This window comes from Achromobacter sp. AONIH1, from assembly GCF_002902905.1.
Lineage (GTDB): Bacteria > Pseudomonadota > Gammaproteobacteria > Burkholderiales > Burkholderiaceae_B > Achromobacter.
In genome coordinates, this window is the sequence record NZ_CP026124.1 from 5604711 (window position 1) to 5624546 (window position 19836).

The 19836-nt window shown below is 69.4% G+C and carries 15 protein-coding genes; 12 read left to right on the forward strand and 3 right to left on the reverse strand.

Translation table 11 applies throughout. The features are described from left to right. Positions 1-3: 3 nt before the first annotated feature. The 3 genes from C2U31_RS25580 to C2U31_RS25590 all read left to right on the forward strand — a co-directional run bounded on the left by C2U31_RS25580 (position 4) and on the right by C2U31_RS25590 (position 3704). Entirely contained in the window at positions 4-1281 is a 1278-nt protein-coding gene (locus C2U31_RS25580; RefSeq protein ID WP_103275366.1) for an aromatic ring-hydroxylating dioxygenase subunit alpha, read from the forward strand. A gap of 9 nt (positions 1282-1290) precedes the next feature. Further along, complete coding sequence (locus C2U31_RS25585) at positions 1291-2430, forward strand: hybrid-cluster NAD(P)-dependent oxidoreductase (RefSeq protein WP_103275367.1); 1140 nt, start codon at positions 1291-1293, stop codon at positions 2428-2430. Between the two features lie 251 nt (positions 2431-2681). Then, positions 2682-3704, forward strand: coding sequence for a GlxA family transcriptional regulator (locus tag C2U31_RS25590; RefSeq protein WP_103275368.1), 1023 nt, complete (start codon positions 2682-2684; stop codon positions 3702-3704). Positions 3705-3735: 31 nt separating this feature from the next. Here the strand turns inward: C2U31_RS25590 and fdhA are convergent, their stop codons facing one another. Further along, positions 3736-4935 carry a formaldehyde dehydrogenase, glutathione-independent gene (gene fdhA / locus C2U31_RS25595; protein ID WP_103275369.1) on the reverse strand — a complete coding sequence of 400 codons (1200 nt, stop codon included), beginning with the start codon at positions 4933-4935 and terminating at the stop codon, positions 3736-3738. Between the two features lie 330 nt (positions 4936-5265). Between fdhA and C2U31_RS25600 the strand changes: the two genes are divergently transcribed. After that, positions 5266-6897, forward strand: coding sequence for a BCCT family transporter (locus C2U31_RS25600; RefSeq protein WP_103275370.1), 1632 nt, complete (start codon positions 5266-5268; stop codon positions 6895-6897). 40 nt (positions 6898-6937) lie between these two features. On the opposite strand, the gene C2U31_RS25605 is transcribed toward C2U31_RS25600, so the two are convergent. After that, complete coding sequence (locus C2U31_RS25605) at positions 6938-7741, reverse strand: helix-turn-helix transcriptional regulator (protein WP_103275371.1); 804 nt, start codon at positions 7739-7741, stop codon at positions 6938-6940. A 154-nt stretch (positions 7742-7895) separates the two neighbouring features. Between C2U31_RS25605 and C2U31_RS25610 the strand changes: the two genes are divergently transcribed. The 8 genes from C2U31_RS25610 (at position 7896) to C2U31_RS25645 (ending at position 16150) form a co-directional block, all read left to right on the forward strand. Beyond that, positions 7896-9602, forward strand: a complete 1707-nt coding sequence (locus tag C2U31_RS25610) for an FAD-dependent oxidoreductase (RefSeq protein ID WP_103275372.1) — start codon at positions 7896-7898, stop codon at positions 9600-9602. Continuing rightward, a complete protein-coding gene (locus tag C2U31_RS25615) occupies positions 9577-9783 on the forward strand; it encodes a DUF2783 domain-containing protein (protein WP_103275373.1) in 207 nt (68 codons plus the stop codon). The genes C2U31_RS25610 and C2U31_RS25615 overlap by 26 nt, the downstream gene beginning before the upstream one ends. A 16-nt stretch (positions 9784-9799) precedes the next feature. Then, positions 9800-10384, forward strand: a complete 585-nt coding sequence (locus tag C2U31_RS25620; protein WP_103275374.1) for a VOC family protein — start codon at positions 9800-9802, stop codon at positions 10382-10384. A gap of 31 nt (positions 10385-10415) precedes the next feature. Further along, entirely contained in the window at positions 10416-11375 is a 960-nt protein-coding gene (locus C2U31_RS25625; protein WP_103275375.1) for an MBL fold metallo-hydrolase, read from the forward strand. 37 nt (positions 11376-11412) lie between these two features. Next, on the forward strand, positions 11413-12438 hold the full coding sequence (locus tag C2U31_RS25630) for a fumarylacetoacetate hydrolase family protein (protein WP_103275376.1): 1026 nt from the start codon (positions 11413-11415) through the stop codon (positions 12436-12438). Positions 12439-12450: 12 nt separating this feature from the next. Further along, positions 12451-13149: a maleylacetoacetate isomerase gene (gene maiA, locus C2U31_RS25635; protein ID WP_103275377.1), complete on the forward strand. Its 699-nt coding sequence runs from the start codon at positions 12451-12453 to the stop codon at positions 13147-13149. A 92-nt stretch (positions 13150-13241) separates the two neighbouring features. Then, positions 13242-14582 carry an MFS transporter gene (locus C2U31_RS25640; protein WP_103275378.1) on the forward strand — a complete coding sequence of 447 codons (1341 nt, stop codon included), beginning with the start codon at positions 13242-13244 and terminating at the stop codon, positions 14580-14582. 23 nt (positions 14583-14605) lie between these two features. Continuing rightward, positions 14606-16150 carry a fumarate hydratase gene (locus C2U31_RS25645; protein WP_103275379.1) on the forward strand — a complete coding sequence of 515 codons (1545 nt, stop codon included), beginning with the start codon at positions 14606-14608 and terminating at the stop codon, positions 16148-16150. A 23-nt stretch (positions 16151-16173) separates the two neighbouring features. Here C2U31_RS25645 and C2U31_RS25650 read toward each other — a convergent pair whose 3' ends face one another. Then, complete coding sequence (locus C2U31_RS25650; protein WP_103275380.1) at positions 16174-19815, reverse strand: YhdP family protein; 3642 nt, start codon at positions 19813-19815, stop codon at positions 16174-16176. Positions 19816-19836: the final 21 nt, after the last annotated feature.

The following is a 19836-nucleotide window of genomic DNA, read 5'->3' on the forward strand; positions in this document are numbered from 1 at the left end:
ACCATGAACATCATCGCCCCGCTTTCCCCATCCCGCCCGCGCGTGGACGACGCACTGCGCGCCCTGATCGCCAACCGCGTTCCGGGCCACAGCCTGGACGCGCCGTTCTACCTCAGCCAGCAGGTCTTCGACCTGGACATGGAGGCGATCTTCGCCCGCCACTGGATCCATGTAGCGGTGGAGCCTGACATTCCCGAACCGGGCGACTACATCACCGTGGACGTCGGCCGCCATTCGGTCGTGATCGTGCGCGACGACGACCAGCAGATCCGCGCCTTCCACAACGTCTGCCGTCATCGCGGCTCGCGCCTGTGCCAGGAACAGCAGGGCTCCGTCGGCAATCTGGTCTGCCCCTATCACCAGTGGACCTATACGCTGGATGGCAAGCTCGCCTACGCCGAACACATGGGCGCCGGCTTCGACAAGCGCGCGCACGGACTCAAGCCCGTGCATGTGCAAAGCCTGGCCGGCCTGCTCTTCATCTGCCTGGCGGACACGCCGCCGACCGACTTCGCCCGGCTGCGCGACGAAGTCGAACCCTATCTGTTGCCGCACCATCTGAACGACTGCAAGATCGCCGCGCAGATCGACATCATCGAGGAAGGCAACTGGAAACTCACCATGGAGAACAACCGCGAGTGCTATCACTGCGCGGCGAACCACCCTGAGCTGACCATCTCGCTGTTCGAATACGGCTTCGGCTATCAGCCCTCGGCCGCCAACGCGCAGCAGCTGGCCGACTTCGACGCGCTGTCGCAACGCCTGGAATCCGAATGGCAGGCAGACGGACTGCCCTCATCAGAACTCGACTGTCTGGACGAGCGCATCACCGGCTACCGCGTGCGACGCCTGCCGCTGGACCGCGCCGGCGAATCGGAAACCCTGGACGGCCGGGTGGCCTCGCGCAAGCTGCTGGGCAATTTTCAGCGCGCCGACCTGGGCGGGCTGTCGTTCTGGACGCAGCCCAACGCCTGGTTCCACTTCATGAGCGACCACATCGTCACCTTCTCGGTGCTGCCGATCGCGCCCGAAAAGACCCTGGTGCGCACCACCTGGCTGGTGCACAAGGATGCGCGCGAACACGAGGACTACGACATCGAGAATCTGACAGCGGTCTGGCGCGCGACCAACAGCCAGGACCGCGCGCTGGTCGAGATGTCGCAGCAGGGCGTGCGCAACCCGGCCTACCAACCCGGCCCCTACTCCCCCTATGCCGAGGGCCTGGTGGAGAAATTCTGCAACTGGTATGTCGGCCGGCTGACGGCCTACTGCCTGGAATGACGCGCGGCCATGAACGCCCCCCAGACCGCCCTGGCCGCCGCGCCGTCCATCGACGGCGCCATGTCGCGCCTGCACCAGCATGAGTACTGGCGACGCCTGCCGCCGCCCTGGAACTGCGAAACCGAGGAAGCGCTGTTGTGCACGCACGTCCGCGCCGAAACCCACGACGTCAAGAGCTTCTTCTTCCGCTCGCCGGCCGGCCACGCCTTCGCCTTCACGCCCGGTCAGTTCCTGACGCTGGAGCTGGACATCGGCGGCACGCGGCTGAACCGCTGCTACACGATCTCGTCGCCGCCGACCCAGCCGCACACCCTGTCCATCACCGTCAAGCGCGTGCCTGGCGGCCCCGTGTCGAACTGGTTGCACGACCACCTGAGCGCGGGCATGTCGGTACGAACGCTCGGCCCAGCGGGCGTCTTCAGCAACGCGCTGCATCCGGCCGAGCGCTACCTGTTCCTGTCCGCCGGCTCGGGCATCACCCCGCTGATGTCCATGGCGCGCACCCACCGCGATCTGTGCGACGACCGCGACATCGTCTTCGTCCACAACGCCCGCACGCCCGACGACATCATCTTCGAGCGCGAACTGGACCTGCTGGCCTCGAACCTGTCGCGCTTCCGCGCCCACTTCGTCTGTGAGCAGCTCGGCCGCCGGCCGTCCTGGCACGGACTGACCGGCCGGCTGAGCCTGCCCGCGCTGGCGCTCATGGCGCCGGATTTCCTGACGCGCACCGTGTTCACCTGCGGGCCGGCCCCCTACATGCGCGCGGCGCGCGAGATGCTGGCCCAGGCCGGCCTGGACATGAGCCGCTATCACGAAGAGAGCTTCTCCTTCGACGAACAAGCGACCGCGCCGGCCCCGGAGCCGCGCGCCACATCCACCGGGTCCAGCTACACCGTGCGGTTCGAGCGCAGCCAGCGCAGCCTGGGCTGCGCGGCGGACCAGACCGTGCTGGACGCCGCGCGCGCCGCCGGCCTGCGGCTGCCGTCCTCGTGCACGCAAGGCATGTGCGGCACCTGCAAGGTCAGACTGCTGTCCGGAGAGGTCGACATGCGCCATCAGGGCGGCATCCGGCAACGGGAAATCGACCAGGGCATGGTGCTGCTGTGCTGCAGCCGCCCCCTGAGCGACCTGATCATCGAGAAGTAAACGCGGGCGCCGAGAGCCAGATCAGGCAGGCGCTGTTTCCATCAACGGTTTCGATAGGACAACCCTGATTTCTTCCCTGAACCCGCGATACCGCTCCACGCAAACGCGATAACGGCCGATACTCAGCAGCACTTTCGGTCGTCATGCTGGACTGCCGGCGCTTACCCGCCGGCAACAGGCCCGGCCCGGCGCCTGCCCGCGAAGGCGACGCCAGCCGGATGTTTGCTTGGCCTTGAACGAGGTCGATACGCATGCATCCCCAACCCCATCCGGACACCCCGGTTTCCAGCCGGCCCCTGCCTGTCCAGCCCGATCCGCCCGACGCGGCGCACAGCCATTTCGGCTTCCTGCTGCTGCCCGACTTCTCGATGATCGCCTTCGTCAACGCCGTCGAGGCGCTGCGGATGGCCAACTATGTCAGCCGGCGCCCGCTGTATCGCTGGTCGGTGCTGACGCCCGACGGCGCGCCCGCCACGGGCAGCAACGGCCTGCCCATCACGCCCACCGCGAGCCTGGACGACACGCCCGCCATGGAGACCCTGTTCGTCTGTGGCGGCATCGAGGTCAGGCGCCACGTCAACGGCGCGCTGATCCGGGCGCTGACGCGGCTGGCGCGCCTGGGCATGACGCTGGGCAGCCTCTGTACGGGCAGCTACGCGCTGGTCAAGGCCGGCTTGATGAACGGCTATCGCTGCGCCGTGCATTGGGAAAACCTGTCCTCGCTGCGCGAGGAATTCTCGGCCGTGACATTCACCGAAGACCTGTTCGTGACCGACCGCGACCGCATCACCTGTTCGGGCGGCACCGCGCCGCTCTACCTGATGCTGGATCTCATGGCGCGGCGCTACGGCGACGCGGTAGCCGCCGGCGTGTCGGAACAGTTCATCCTGGACCGTATCCGCAGCGCCACCGAAAAGCAGCACATCCCGATGGCCGCGCGCATCGGCGTCAACCGACGCGAACTGGTGAGCACGGCGCAGCTCATGGAAGCGCACATCGAAGACCCGCTGAGCTTCGACCAGATCGCGGAGAGCGTGGGGCTGTCGCAGCGGCAATTGCAGCGCATGTTCAAGGAATACCTGAACATCTCGCCCACCCGCTATTACCTGTGGCTGCGGCTGCGCCGCGCGCGCGAGCTGCTGCTGCAGACGGACATGTCGGTGATGAGCGTCACGGTGGCCTGCGGCTTCCAGTCACCCTGTCATTTCAGCAAGGCATACCGTTCGCAGTTCGGCCATCCGCCGAACAGCGAACGCCGGCGCGCGCGGGCCTGACGCGGCGCGCGCCGGCGTCGGGCCCGCGCGGTCACGCCGCCAGCAGCGCGCCGTGCGGATCGATCACGAATTTTCGTGGCGCGCCGGCATCGAACTCGGCATACCCCCTGGGCGCATCGTCCAGGGAAATCAGCGTCACGCCCACCACGTCGGCGATCCGCAGGCGGTCCCAGAGGATGGCCTGCATCAGGGCCCGGTTGTACTTCGTCACCGGCGTCTGACCGGTGTGGAAGCTATGGGCCTTGGCCCAGCCCAGTCCGAAGCGCACCGACAGGCTGCCGCGCCGCGCGGCCGGATCGGCGGCGCCGGGATCGTCGGTGACATAGAGTCCGGGAATGCCGATGCGGCCCGCCACCCGCGTCACCTCCATGAGCGCGTTGAGCACCGCCGCCGGCGCCTCGGCCCGCGAGCCCTCCCCGCCGTGGCCGCGCGCCTCGAAGCCCACCGCGTCGACCGCGCAATCCACCTCCGGCGCGCCCAGGATCGCCGCGACCTGCTCGGGCAGGGGCGCGTCCAGCGTCAGGTCCACGGTCTGGAAACCGGACGCGCGCGCATGCGCCAGCCGCGCCGCGTTCACGTCGCCCACGATGACGACGGCCGCGCCCAGCAGCCGCGCCGAGGCCGCGGCCGCCAGCCCCACGGGTCCCGCGCCGGCCACGTAGACCGTACTGCCCGGCCCCACGCCCGCCGACACCGCGCCGTGGTAGCCGGTGGGCAGGATGTCCGACAGGCAGGTCAGGTCGCGGATCTTCTCCATGGCCTGCGCCGCGTCGGGAAAGCGAAGCAGGTTGAAATCGGCGTAGGGCACCATCACGTAGCGGGCCTGTCCGCCGATCCAGCCGCCCATGTCCACATAGCCATACGCGCCGCCGGGCCGGTCCGGATTCACGTTCAGGCACACGCCCGTGTCCTGTTCCTTGCAGCAGCGGCAACGGCCGCAGGCCACGTTGAACGGCACGGACACCAGATCACCGACCCGCAACGTCTCCACGTCGGGGCCGATCTCGATGACCTCGCCGGTAATCTCGTGCCCCAGCACCATGCCCGCGGGCGCCGTGGTGCGGCCGCGCACCATGTGCTGATCGGAACCGCAGATGTTGGTGGCGACCACTTTCAGGATGGCGCCATGCCCGATCCTGCGGCCCCGGGGATCCACCAGCTCGGGGAAGCGGAGCGGCTGGACCTCCACGCGTCCCTGCCCCATGTAAACCACGCCTCTGTTCTCTGCCATCGCTCGTCTCCTGGCCGGCCGCGCCGGCGTCGTGCCGGCCGGGCGGCCGCGCCTACGCGATGGTGACGCCGCCGGCGCGGGCGCGCTTGTCTCCAGGCGACAGGAACCAGACGGTTTGCGACGGCAACCCGCCCGACGCGCGGCGCGCGCCATGTCGGGAATAGGCAGTTTCGCGTCCGGCCCGGAAAAGAGCCGCGCAGCGCTTGGGAGAAGAATGACTGCGGGCCCGTCGCACGCAAGGCAGACAAGTGCGCCACAAGCCCGCATCCAGGCGCGGCACAACCATGAAACACACAGGAGGCGGCACGCGCCCTAGCGCGCGCCGGAGTCATGACCCATCCCCACCATCGGTTCCTGGACCGCCTGCAGGGCAGCGCGCAGGCGGGCCAGGACAACATCCGCTTCGGCATCCTCGACATCCATCACCCCGTCTTTCCCATCTCGGTGGCCGTGATCGCCGCCTTCGTGATCTTCGCCCTGCTGCAGGCCGGCCCCACCGAGGCCGCGCTCAACGGCATCAGAGGCTGGCTGACCTCGACCTTCGACTGGCTCTTCATGGGCGCGGCCAATCTCTTCGTGCTGTTCAGCCTGTTCCTGATCTTCTCGCCCATGGGCAGCGTCGTGATCGGCGGCCAGGATGCCAAGCCCGAATATTCCTTCGTCGGCTGGACCTCGATGCTGTTTGCCACCGGCATGGGAATCGGACTGGTCTTCTTCGGCGTGATGGAGCCCATGCATCATTTCAACAATCCGCCGCTGGGCCTGGCGCCGCCGCTGGACGCGCAAGGCCAGCTGGTTGCCCCGGCCGTCGCGCCCGCGCGGGAGCTGGCCATGGCCGCCACGGTGTTCCACTGGGGCCTGCATCCCTGGGCGATCTACGCGGTCGTCGGCCTGTCGCTGGCGCTGATCACCTACAACCTGCGCCTGCCGCTGTCCATCCGGTCGGTGCTCTATCCCATCCTCGGACTGCGGCACGCGCGCGGCGCGCTGGGCAACGCCATCGACATACTGGCCGTGTTCGCCGTGCTGTTCGGCCTGGCGACTTCGCTGGGCCTTGGCGCGCAGCAGGCGCTGGCCGGCCTGCATCACCTGTACGGCATCGAGATCAACGCGCAGAACAAGATCATCCTGGTGATCGTGATCTCGGCGATCGCGCTGGGCTCGGTCGTGGCCGGCATCGAGGCGGGCGTCAAGCGCCTGTCCGAGCTGAACGTGGCGCTGGCCCTGCTGCTGATGCTGCTGATCATCGCCGTGGGCCCGACCGCCGACATCCTGCAAGGCCTGCTCGACAACACCGCCGCCTACCTGCGATACCTGCCGCAGCTGTCGCAGCCCTTCGGCCGCGACGACAACGCCTTCCTGCAGGGCTGGACCTCGTTCTACTGGGCCTGGTGGATTTCCTGGTCGCCCTTCGTCGGCATGTTCATCGCCCGCATTTCCAAGGGCCGCAGCGTGCGCCAGTTCCTGGTCTGTGTGCTGATCGCGCCGACGCTGGTCTCCATTTTCTGGATGACCACCTTCGGCGGCACCGCGCTGCACCAGCTGGTGGCGCAGGGCTATACGGGCGTGCAGGAAATGGTGCTGGCCAACCAGCCCGAGCTGTCGCTCTTCATGATGCTGCGCCAGCTGCCCTGGGCCGGCCTGACCTCGCTGGTCGCGATCGTGCTGGTGGTGATCTTCTTCGTCACCTCGTCGGATTCCGGTTCACTGGTCATCGACGGCATCACCGCCGGCGGCAAGGTCGACGCGCCCATCATCCAGCGCATCTTCTGGGCCGTGGCCCAGGGCGTGGTCGCGCTTATCCTGCTGCTGGGCGGCGGACTCAATTCCCTGCAGGCCGCCTCGGTGGCCACGGGCTTTCCATTCCTGTTCGTGCTGCTCCTGATGATGCTGTCGACCTGGCGCGTGCTGCGCTGGTGCCATCGCGCCGAACGCCGGGCGGTTTCCCCGTCGCCGCGTTGAGGCCGCCAGCGGCCCGGCGCGCCGGGCCGCCCATCGCGGCTCAACAGGAAAGGCCGATCCGTTCCTGTGCCGCTGGCGACGGCGTCTTCAGCAGGAATTCCTTCAGGCTGGCGACCTGGCATTTCTTGAAGATGCGGTTCTTGTAGGTCACCACGGTGGCTGGCGACAAGCCCAGCTCGCGCCCCACCTGCTTGGCGGTATGGCCGCGCCGCAACAGGCCGGCCACCTGGATCTCTCTCAGTGAAAACCCCGAAGCCCAGCTCTCGGCCCCGGTGCATGCCGGTTCGGCCGGGCAGCGCAGTTCGCGATGACGCCGGCTCAGCGCGATCAGCAGCGGCGCGCAGCCGCGCAGCAGATCCTCCACGCCGGCGCCGTGCCGCCGCGAGAAATACAGGTTGATGTAGCAGACGCCATCGTCGCGCGCGCCGATGACCGAGATCTTGCTGGCGAAGCCCGGCCGCTCGAACAGCAGGCGCCGGTATTCGGCATCGGGAATACCCTCGGGACAGAGCGTCTCGACGATCAGGTCTTCCGAACGGCGCCGCTGTCCCGCCATGCCGCAGAGCATCTGGTAATTGGGGTCACGGCGATAGAAGCTGCCGTTGACATAGAGGTTGGTCGTCCACTCGATCATGGACTGATTCAGCAGGCTGGCGGCCGAACACTGGCCCAGTCCGCCGGCGCGGTCGTAGCTCAGGTCGGTGACGTGGTCGGCGCCCACCAGATCGCGCAGCCCCGCCAGCAAGGTGGCATGAAAGGCCGGGCCGCCCAGGCCGGTGATCACGGGAACTGCCCACTGCCCGCCGTCCGCGCGCGCGAACGCTTGATGGCTTGTCTCTCTCATGGTTCTGGCTCCCCCAGTCTTGGCGATCGATTCTACGGGGATCGGCGGGCCGCGCATTGTCCTCTTGCGTGAGGACATGACGCCCGTCGGCGGCACTTCTACATTGGTGCCCTGACGCCGAGAACTATAGATCACTGGAGCACAAGGTCAAGCCATGATGGAGCTTCCCACCTACCCTTTCGTCAGGCCCGACGAGCTGGACCGAGCCCGGTCCGCGCCGCACCCGGTCATCGTCGTGGGCGGCGGCCTGAGCGGCCTGACGATGGCGCTGGACCTGGTCCGCCGGGGCCAGCGCGTGACCCTGCTGGACGACGACAACACCGTGGGCGTGCGCGGCCTGGCCTCGCGCGGCATGGTCTGGGCGCAGCGCACGCTGGACATCTTCGACCGCCTGGACGTGGCCGACGTCATCGTCGCCAAGGGGGTGCGCTGGAACGTCGGGCGCGTGCTGTGCCGCGATGCGGCAGTCGCCTCGTTCACGTTGCAGGCGCAGCCCGACATGCGCCACAACGGCTTCGTGAACCTGCAGCAATACTATCTGGAAGCCTTCCTGGTCGAGGCGCTGCAACGCGAGCCGCTGGCCGAGCTGCGCTGGCTCAACCGCGTCGACGCGATCGACTCGCCCGCCGACGGCGGTCCGGTCACGCTGCGCGTGCACACGCCCGAGGGCGACTACCGCACGCAGGCCGAATGGGTGATCGCCTGCGACGGCGCCAACAGCCCGCTGCGCCAGGCGCTGGGCCTGCGGCCCGAGGTCTACGACCGCAACGAAGACCGCTGGATCATCATCGACGTGGTGCTGCGCGGTACGTCCTGGCCGGAAGAGCGCTGGACCTGGCTGGACGCCGGCAGCAACCACGGCCGGGCCGTCTGGCGCCACAAGATGGCCGACGACACCTGGCGGCTGGACTTCCAGCTTCGCCCCGACGAGGACGCGCAGGCCGCCTGCACGCCGCAGGCCATGCGCCAGCGCGTCTGGGACCTGCTGGGCGAACAGGTCGATTTCGATATCGCCTGGCACGGCGTCTGGGCCTATCGCCACGAATGCCTGCCCGGCCTGCGTCATGGCCGCGTGCTGTTCGCCGGCGACTCGGCGCACCTGGTGGCGCCGTTCGGCGCGCGCGGCGGCAACGGCGGCATCCAGGACGCCGACAACCTGGGCTGGAAACTGGCGCTGGTGCTGCAGGGACGCGCCAGCGACACGCTGCTCGACAGCTACAGCGCCGAGCGCAAGCACGCGGCGCTGGAGAACATCCGCCAGGCGCGGCGCTCGTCGCGCTTCGTGCATCCCGGCCCGGCCGAATCGGCGCGCATGTGGCGCGACGCCATCATCGCGCTGGCCCCGCGCCACGACGTGCCCGCGCGCATGATCAATACCGGCCGGCTCTGCATGCCGGCCATCTATCCGCCGTCGCCGCTGGCGCATCCCGCCAGCCCGCATGCGGGACGCGCGCTGCCCAACGTGGTGCTGGACCGGCGCGCGCAGCGCTCACTGCACCAGCTGCTCGGCCCCTGGTTCACCGCCCTGGTCTTCGGCGACCCCGTACCGGACATCCCGGAGCCGGCCGCCGACGACGCCCTGCTGCGTCGCGTGACGGTCGGCGCCCATTGCGATGCCGAGGGCCGCGAGGCGCTGCGGCGCCAGCTGGGCGTGGAGATGAACGGCGAAGTCTGGCTGATCCGACCGGACCAGCATGTGATGGCCGCCGTCGATGCCGCCGCCTCGGGCCAGGCTGGCGCCGCCCTGCCGGACTGGATCGCCGCCGCGCTCTACCCCTGCGCCCACCCCGCGTCCCCGGACGCGCACTCCCCATCGAATGCCGGAGCCCACGCCCATGCCCCTGTCGCAGCCGCAGCTTGACGATCTGCTCGAACGTCTGATCGCGCTCACCAGCGCGCCCGATCCCTCGGTCCAGCGCGACCGTCTGGCGCAGCTGGTGCTGCTGCTGATCGAAGCGCTGGGCGACGGCGACCGTGCCCAGGCCGTCGTCGACGAAATGATGGCGGCGCACGCGGACCCGTCCTGCCTGTCCATTCCCTGATTCCCGGAGACCCCGCATGACCCAATCCGACCTGCCCCGCGACGCCGAGTCCGGCGCCGCCCTGCGCGGACTGCATCACTTCGCCTGGCGCTGCCGAGACGCGGAGGAAACGCGCCACTTCTACGAAGACATCCTCGGCCTGCCGCTGGTGCACGTGGTCAAGGAAGAGCGCGTGCCGTCGACCGGCGAATACTGCCCCTTCGTGCATCTGTTCTTCGAATTCGCCGACCACTCGCACATCGCCTTCTTCGACCTGGGCGACAACGGCGTCAGCGTCCCCGACCCCGCCACGCCGCGCTGGGTCAATCACTTCGCCATGGAAGTCGAGAACGAAGCCGCGCTGGAAACCATGCGCCGACGGTTGACCGGACACGGCATCGAGACCGTCGGGCCGACCGACCACCACTTCATCCGCTCCATCTACTTCTTCGATCCCAACGGCCTGCGCCTGGAAATCACCGTGCGCCTGCCCATGCACGACTACGTCGCCGACAAGCGCCGCGCCGCGCACGACGAGCTGGCCGCCTGGACCCGCGACAAGGCCGCCGGCCTGCGGCCCGGCCAGAGCGGCACCAGCAGCCAGGCGCGCCAGGCCGGCTGACCCCCTGTTTCGTTCTTCACAAGGAAATCCCATGAGCAAGCCTTTCGCGTCCCAGGCCGACCTGGCGGAAAAGAAAATCTCGTTCGAGCGCCTGTCGGACAACGCCTATGCCTACGTCGCCGACGGCGATCCGAATTCGGGCGTCATCATCGGCGACGACAGCGTGATGGTGGTCGACGCCACGGCCACGCCGGCCATGGCGCAGGACCTGATCCGCGCGATTCGCGGCGTCACCGACAAGCCTATCCGCCATGTCGCCCTGACGCACTACCACGCGGTGCGCGTGCTGGGCGCGTCCGCCTTCGCCGCCGAAGGCGCGGCCACCGTCATCGCCAGCCGTGGCACCCACGAGCTGATCGTCGAGCGCGGCCAGGCCGACATGGACTCTGAGATCGGCCGTTTTCCGCGCCTGTTCCGCTCGTCCGAATCGATCCCCGGCCTGACCTGGCCCACCCTCGTGTTCGAACGCGAGCTGACGATCCGGCTGGGCTCGCTGGAGGTGCGCATGATGCATCTGGGCAATGGCCACACGCGCGGCGACAGCGTGGTCTGGATTCCGTCGCAGGGCATCTGTTTCGCGGGCGACCTGGTCGAGTTCAACGCCGGCGTCTACACCGGCGACGCCTACCTGGCCGACTGGCCCGCCACGCTGGATCGCCTCGAGGCGCTGCGCCCCGCGCAGATGGTGCCGGGCCGAGGCCCGGCGCTGACCACGCCGCAGGACTGCCGAGAAGCCATCGGCTACACGCGCCGCTGGGTGCAGACGCTGTACGGCTGCGCGCGCGAGGGCGTGGCCAGCGGCAAGTCGCTCAAGCAGGTCTATGCCGACACGCGACGCGTGATGGATCCGGAATTCGGCCATGTCGTCATCTACGAACACGCGATTCCCTTCGACGTCTCGCGCGCCTACGACGAAGCCAGCGGCATCGTCGACCCGCGCGTCTGGACCGCCGAGCGCGACCGCGACATGTGGGCCGAGCTGAACAGCTGAAGCGCCGCCCCGACGAACCCCGCAGGAGATTGAACCCATGAAACTCGCCACCTTGAAGAACGGCGCGCGCGACGGCCAACTGGTCGTCGTCAGCCGCGATCTGTCTCGCCACCTCGCCGTGTCCGCCATCGCCGCCACCTTGCAGCAGGCGCTCGACGACTGGACTCGGATCGCGCCACGCCTGCAAGCCGAATACCAGGCCCTGAACGACGGCCGCCGCGCCGGCGAACCCTTCGATCCCGCGCATTGCGCCGCGCCGCTGCCGCGCGCCTATCAATGGCTGGACGCGTCGGCCTACCTGAACCACGTCGACCTGACCCGACGCGCGCGCGGCGGCGAAATGCCGCCATCCTTCCTGACCGATCCGCTCATGTACCAGGGCGCGTCGGACGACTTCATGGGGCCGCGGGATCCCATCACCGCCGCCAGCGAGGACCTGGGCGTGGACCTGGAAGCCGAGATCGTCGTGATCACCAACGACGTGCCCCTGGGCGTGAACGCCGACGACGCGCTGCGACACATCGTGCTGCTGGGCCTGGTCAACGATGTCACGCTGCGCAACGTGGTGCTGCCCGAGCTGGCCAAGGGCTTCGGCTTCCTGCAAGGCAAGCCGGCCTCGGCGCTGTCGCCGGTGCTGGTCACGCCCGACGAGCTGCAACCGTACTGGCGCGGCGGCAAGCTGCACCGGCCCATGCAGGTCTGGCTGAACGACAGGCTCATCGGCCAGCCCCAGGCCGGCGAGGAAATGCAGTTCCACTTCGGCGAGCTGATCGCGCATGCGGCGCGCACGCGCCGCCTGGGCGCCGGCACGCTGCTGGGCAGCGGCACGATCTCCAACGCCAGCGACGCGGCCGGCGTCTGCTGCCTGGTGGAAGCGCGCGTGCGCGAGAAGCTGCGCGATGGCGAAATGCGCACGCCATTCCTCAAGCATGGCGACCGCGTGCGGATCGGCATGCGCGACGATGCCGGCGCGAGCCTGTTCGGCGATATCGACCAGGAGGTGGAAATTCCCGCCACGCGGCCGTTGCCGGCCACGGCCGCACTTGAAACCGCCGCAGCCTGAACGGAGCGCGCGATGGCCGAATCCGCTTCGATCCCCGTGCTGCACAGCTACTGGCGCAGCTCGGCCGCCTACCGCGTGCGCATCGCGCTGGCCCTGAAGGGCCAGCCGTACCGCAGCGTCACCTGGCAGATGGCGCAGGGCGAGCACCTGCAGCCGGCCTACCGGCGCCTGGCGCCGTTCGGCCTGGCGCCGTTCGGCCTGGTGCCGATGCTGGACATTGACGGCCTGCGCCTGCAGCAGTCGCTGGCCATCATCGAGTACCTGGAGGAACGCAACCCCGAACCCGCGCTGCTGCCGCCAGGCCGCGCGGCCCGGGCGCGCGCCCGCGCGCTGGCGCAGCTGATCGCCTGCGAGGTCCATCCGCTGAACAACCTGCGCGCGCTCAAGCGGCTGCGCACGCAGTTCGGCGCCGACGACGAGCAGGTCGGCGAGTGGTATCGCCATTGGTGCCACGAGGCCTTTTCCGCCTTCGAGGCCGCGCTGGGCGACGACGACGGCTCGCCCTACGCGCTGGGCGACGCGCCCGGCATCGTCGAGTGCTTCCTGATGCCGCAGGTCTACAACGCCAGACGCTACGGCGCGGACCTGGCGCCGTATGGACGGATCGACGCCATCGCGCGGGCCTGCGCCGCCCTGCCAGCCTTCCAGGCCGCCAGCCCCGAGCACCAGCCCGACGCGCCGCAGCCCGCGCCGGCCGCGAATCCCGCCTGAACCGCGCAGTCCCATCGCAGCCCCCCAGGAGGGCCGCGCCCCGCGCGGCCCTCCCAAGATCAGCGGCGCCGCCGCCACCCAGGAGACAAACCATGCAAACCGAGATTTCCGCGCCCGGCGCCGCCGTCGCGCCCGCCGGCCGCCCGCTGATCAGCGCCGACGACCGCAAGGTGCTGGCCGCCACGCTGGTCGGCTCGACCATCGAGTGGTACGACTACTTCATCTATTCGCAGGCCGCCGGGCTGGTGCTGGGCGCGCTGTTCTTCGCCCCCTTCACCCAGAACAATCCGGAATGGGCGCTGATCCTGTCCTTCGCCACGGTGGGCGTGGCCTTCCTGTTCCGGCCGCTCGGCGCCATCATCTGCGGACACCTGGGTGACCGCTACGGCCGCAAGCGCGTGCTGGCCGCCACGCTCATCCTGATGGGCTCGGCCACCGCGCTGATCGGCCTGCTGCCGTCCTATGCCGTGCTGGGCGTCTGGGCGCCGGTGCTGCTGGTCGGACTGCGCGTGCTGCAGGGCTTCTCGGCCGGCGGCGAATGGGGCGGCGCGGCCCTGATGGCGGTGGAACACGCGCCGGCGCACCGCCGCTCGCTGTTCGGCGCCTTTCCGCAGATCGGCGTGCCCATGGGCATGATCGTCGCCACCGGCGTGCTCTGGTGCCTCACCACCGCCATCGGCATGGAACGCTTCATGGACTGGGGCTGGCGCGTGCCCTTCCTGCTGTCGGTGCTGCTGATCGTGGTTGGCACCTTCATCCGCCGCGCGGTCGAGGAATCGCCGGTATTCCTGGAGATGCAGGCGCGCAAGCGCGCCAGCGCCGCGCCGCTGGGCCAACTGCTGCGCAGGCATCCGCGCGAGGTATTGCTGACCGCGCTGATCTTCGTGGGCAACAGCGCCGCCGGCTATCTGCTGGTGGGCTTCTTCATCAGCTACGGCAGCCGCGCGCTGAAGATGCCGGCCCAGCAGGTGCTGATGGCCTGCACGCTGGCCGCCGGCGTCTGGCTGGCCACGACCCTGCTCGGCGGCTGGCTGGGCGACCGCATCGGCCGGGTGCGCACGTTCCAGATCGGCTATGTGCTGCTGGCGCTGTGGGCCGTGCCGATGTGGGGCTTCATCGACGCCGCCGACATCGGGCAATTCACGGCCGCGCTGGTGATCCTGGCGCTGCCGCTGGGCCTGACCTACGGCCCGCAGGCCGCGCTGTACGCCGAGATGTTCCCCGCCGGCGTGCGCTACTCGGGCATCTCGGTCGGCTATGCGCTCGGCTCCATCCTGGGCGGCGCCTTCGCGGCCATGATCGCGCAATGGATCATCTCGGCCACCGGCAAGTCCTGGATGGTGGGCGTGTACGTCATCGCCATGGCCCTGGTGTCCCTGGTCGCCGTCAGCCTGATCCGCGAACGGGCCGGCGCCACGCTGCACGGCGAATGACCTTGCCGCCACGACCTCCAGCCATGACCCTCCCCATCCGCCGCCAGGACCTGGTCGACTCCGTCGCCCGCGCCCTGCAGCACATCAGCCATACCCATCCCGCCGACTTCCTCGCGCACCTGGCCGAGGCCCATGCGCGCGAGGCCAGCCCGGCCGCGCGCAATGCGATGACGCAGATCCTGCTGAACTCGCGCATGGCCGCGACGGACCGGCGCCCCATCTGCCAGGACACCGGCATCGTCAACGTGCTGCTTGAAGTCGGCATGGACGCGCGCTGGAGCGGCTTCGACGATGGCCTGGAGGATGCCGTCAACGAAGGCGTGCGCCTGGCCTACCGCCATCCCGACAACCCGCTGCGCGCGTCGCTGGTGTCCGATCCGCTGTTCGGCCGCCCCAACACGCGCGACAACACGCCCGCGGTCATCCATGCCCGCGTCGTGCCTGGCGACACCTTGACGGTCACGGTGGCGGCCAAGGGCGGCGGCTCCGAGAACAAGGCCCGCCTGGCCATGCTGAACCCGGGCGACAGCGTGGTCGACTGGGTGCTGCGCACGGTGCCCGAGCTGGGCGCCGGCTGGTGTCCCCCCGGCATCCTGGGCATCGGCGTGGGCGGCACCGCCGAGAAGGCCATGCAGCTGGCCAAGGAAAGCCTGATGGAACCGCTGGATATGCTGTCGCTGCGCGCGGCGCTGCGGGCCGGTCGCGTGCTGACGCCGGAACAGGCCCTGCGCGTCGAGCTGCATGAGCGTGTCAACGCGCTGGGCATCGGCGCGCAGGGCCTGGGCGGGCTCAGCACGGTGCTGGACGTCAAGCTCAGGACCTATCCCACGCACGCCGCCGCCAAGCCGGTCGCTCTGATTCCGAACTGCGCCGCCAACCGCCATGCGCGCTTCACCCTGGACGGCCACGGTCCCGCCCGCTTCGACGCGCCGCCGCCCGCCGCCTGGCCGGACCTCGCGCCGGCGGCCACGGACGGGCGACGCGTCGACCTGGACACGCTGACGCGCGACGACATCGCGCAGTGGCGCGCCGGCGACACGCTGCTGCTCAACGGCCGCATGCTCACCGGCCGCGACGCCGCGCACCGGCGCATCCAGGATCTGCTGGCGCGCGGCGAGCCCATGCCCGCCGATTTCGCGGGCCGGGTCATCTACTACGTCGGCCCGGTGGACCCGGTGCGCGGCGAAGCCGTCGGCCCGGCCGGACCCACCACGTCCACGCGCATGGACGACTACACGGAGATGATGCTGGCGCGAGGCGGCCTGCTGGCGATGGTGGGCAAGGCCGAGCGCGGACCCGAGGCGGTCGCGGCGATCCGGCGCCATCGCGCCGCCTACCTGATCGCCGTCGGCGGCGCCGCCTATCTGGTGTCGCAGGCCATCCGAAGCGCGCGCGTGGTGGCGTTCGAAGACCTGGGCATGGAAGCCATCTACGAGTTCGACGTGGTCGACATGCCCGTCACCGTGGCGGTGGACGCGCAGGGCGGCAACGTGCACGAGGACGGCCCCGCGCGCTGGCGACGCGCGCCGGCGGGAGCTATCGGCGGCATCGCGATCCGCGGCGCCTGAGCGGCGGCGCGGCCCACGCCGCCTCAATGCTCGATGAACTCTTCCAGGCGACGCACCGGCGCGTCCGCCGGACGCGGCGTCTGCTTGGGCACGGGCTTGCCCGAACCATCCAGCGGGTCGATCTTGGGATCGTCCCAGGTGCCGGTGACGGCGTACTCCATGGTCATCGCGCTCGCCAGCGGATGCTTGAGCAGCCACTGCGTCACGAAAGCGCCCAGGCCGATCAGCGGATTGACTGCCAGCGCCGTCACCACCGCCGCGCCGCTGGCGTCCAGGTTCGGAATCACCACGGCCTTGAGGTTCCAGCGCTCCTGCACCACGTTCACGTCGCCGGCCAGCACGATGGCCGCCACGGGTCCGTTGACCTTGTAGCCATCAGTGCGCAACACGCCGTCGGACAGCTTCATGTGGCCTCGGATGGTGTCGAACGGAAAGCCGTCGCGCAGCAGGCTGGTGGGGTTGGCTTCCAGCTTGGCCAGGCGCTGCAGCGATTGCAGCGACAGCAGTTCCAGCAGCCGCGCCGTGCGCGAGTTCACGTGCATGAAGCGGCCCTTGTCGACACTGACCTCGACCTCGCCATCGATGTCGGCGATATTGTGGGTCCAGGGCAGGTTGCGCCAGGTCATGCGGCCCTGCATCGTGCCGTCGCCGCCGGACACCATCTTCTCGAAGCCGATCCGGTCCATGAAACCGCCCAGGTTGGCGAACTTGATCGCCGCGTCCACGGTCAGGCCGCGGCTGGCTCCGTCCAGCGTCCAGTCGCCCTTGGCGTCGAGCTTGGCGGCGTCATTGGCGATGGACAGCTTGTCCAGCCGCCAGCGGCGGCCGCGCTCCAGGTTGGTGCCCAGCACCTGCAATTCGCCCAGGTTTTTCCCGTAGAGCAGGAACTGTTTGGCTTGCAAATCGATGGCGGGAATGTCGGACAGATCGCTGTTCGAGGACAGGGCCTCGTCGGCCTTGTTGCCGTCGTCCTCGCCGCCCAGCGCCAGGTGCTTCAGGCGCGCGGTGATCTGGCCGGCGATGGCGCCGGATGCCTCGCGCCACTCCAGCGAACCGGCCGCCTGGCGCGACTGGATGTCCACGCGCCACTGCGCCGGATCCGGACGGGTGGCGTACAGGGTCAGGTCATTGAGCGTGTAGCCGCTGGTGCGCAACACGCCCGTGGCCAGGCTGACACGGCCGGGCGGCGGCAGGATCGGCTTGGGCGCCGGCTTGCCCTTGCCGGGCTGGACGGAAAAACCGTCGCCGACCTTTTCCCAGCCGTCCATGTCCAGTTCCGGCAGGCTGGCGCTCAGGCTCAGCGCCGCTTCGGTCGGCAGGCTGGCCGGGCGATTGATGCCGACCGCGCCGCGCGCGAAATACGACGCCGACCTGCTGGCGGGATCGCGCTCGAACAGCGCGTTGACCGTCGTGCCCAGGCTGGCCGTCAGCCAGCGCCGGCCACGGCTGCCCTGGTCCTGCGCGGAGCCCCATTGCAGCTTCAACAGCTGCGAGGACTGCGCGGACTTGCCAACCGGCGCCGGCATGTCGATCGCCATCCCCGCCAGATCGGACTCGCCCGAGATCTCGACGGCGCCGCCCTTCTGGTAGCTGAGCTTGCCCTTGTATGCGGCCTTGCCCGAGAAGCGCGACATCGACGCGGCATTGCTGATCTGCGTCAGGCCGGCGCCAGCCAGCGTGCCCTCGAAGTTCAGCGCGTCACCGCTTTGCGCCAGCCGTCCGGAGATCTTCACGGGTCCGCCCAGGAACTGGGCGCGGACCTCGCGGGTCTGCACGCCCTTCTCGGAAAACTCCAGGTCGCCGTGCATCTGCGTCAGCAGCGGCATTTCCGGCATGAAGGAGAAGCTGTTGTCGGCGAACTGGATATGGCCGTCCACCTGCGTGTCGTCGGTATTGAGCAGCGGCACCGTCAGCTTGATCGGCATGCGCCAGTCGCCCGTGCCCTGGGCCTCGTCCAGCGCGCCGTCGAGCAGTTTGCCCAGCGGCGAGTTGGCCACCAGCGCCAGATAGGCGGGCACGGACCCGGAGCTGTTGCCGGTCACCTGCAACACGGAATTGAGTTCCATGTTCGGAATGACGGCGCTGATCGCGCCCAGCGACAGCGTCTGACCCGGCGCCGGATGCATGAGCGCGCCGCCCGCCGTGTCCAGCGTCAGGCTGACCTTGTCGATGCGGAAGTTGCCGGACAGGTTCTCGAGCATGGGCCAGGCCTTGCGCTGCGGCCGCGCGGGGGCATAGTCCACGGTCGCGCCGGCGTACTCGCCCGCGATGACGAATTCTCCCTGCGCGCCCGGCGCGCCGTAAGGGAAATCGTCCAGGTCGCCTTTCAGCGTGATCGCCGCCGAGCGCATTTCGCCCGCCGGCAAGCCGGTGGCCAGCCATTCGCGCGCGTCGGGATTGACCGTGAGTGGCAGGTAGCGGTGGATGGCCGGCATGGCGCCACGGATCATCACGCCGCGCAGGTCGGCGCTGCCGGCGGCGGTCTTGCCCTCGGCGCGCCATTGGCCTTGCAGGCGCGCGTCCAGGTCCTCGTTGCGGACCCGCAGCTCGGCGATGTCGACGAACCAGTCGCGCGCATCCGGGCCCTTGACCTGCGCGTCCACGTCCAGCTCGCCCACCTTGACGGTCGGCTGCTCGAAGACGTCGGGCAGCGTGAACTGGAACCGTTCGGCGCGGCCCTTGAGCGAGGCGTTGGGCGCGCCCGGGCTGCGGGCCAGGGCCAGGCTGTCGGTCTGGATGAAATCACCCGGCAGCCCCTGCACGCGGAACTGCGCGTACTCGCCGCGCAGCGCCGGCCCTTCGGGACGCGCCGCCCAGGACAGGCCGCGCACGGCCAGGTCGGAGGTCAGCTCGGTGAACTTGCCGTGGTCCAGCTGCAGCCAGGCGCGGCCGCTCAGGCGGCCGGCCACGGGCGGCGCCGGCAGCCAGGCAGACCAGGCCAGCGGCTCCAGATCGTCGGCCTGCAGATAGATCTGTCCGCTCCAGTTGGCGGGGTTGCCCGCGTCGCCCGAGAACAGGCCGCGATTGAACTCGGCCCGCAGGTCCAGCTGCCGCGCCAGCGCCTCGCCGGCCGAGGCGCGCAGCGCGAATCGGTGCGACAGCCGGCCGTTGCGCGCCAGGAATTCCACGTCGCGCAGCGTCAGTTCCGGCGCCTGGCGCAACTCGTCCTGCCAGCGGATGACGGCGCCATGGATCAGCAATTCACGCTGCGAGGTCAGCCAGCGCAGCGCGGGATGCTCCAGCCCGGGCGCGGGGCCGCCCTGGTCGTTCAGGTCGATCGCCATGCCGGCGACCCAGAGGCGGTTCTGCGCGTCGCGGCGCAGGTTCAGTTCGGGTTGGTCGAGCCGCAATTGCAACAGCCGAGGCGACAGGGTCAGGATGCTGCGCCAGGCCAGCACCGCGGATACCTTGGGCAGGGTCAGCACGGCATCGGCCGCGCCGTCATGGACCTGGACCGAAGCCAGATCCAGCCTGGGATTGAGCCCCTGCCAATTGGCCTGGATCGCGCCGATCGAAACCTGTGCGCCCAACGCCTGGCTGGCGTAGGCTTCTATCTGAGGCCGCCATTGGTCGACGCGGGGCAGGACCCAATAGCGCAGGCCCAGCAACCCGATGGCGGCGACGCCATAAACGGCCAGCGCGCCCCAGTACAGGCCGCGGAGCACTTTTTTCGGAACAGACACGGA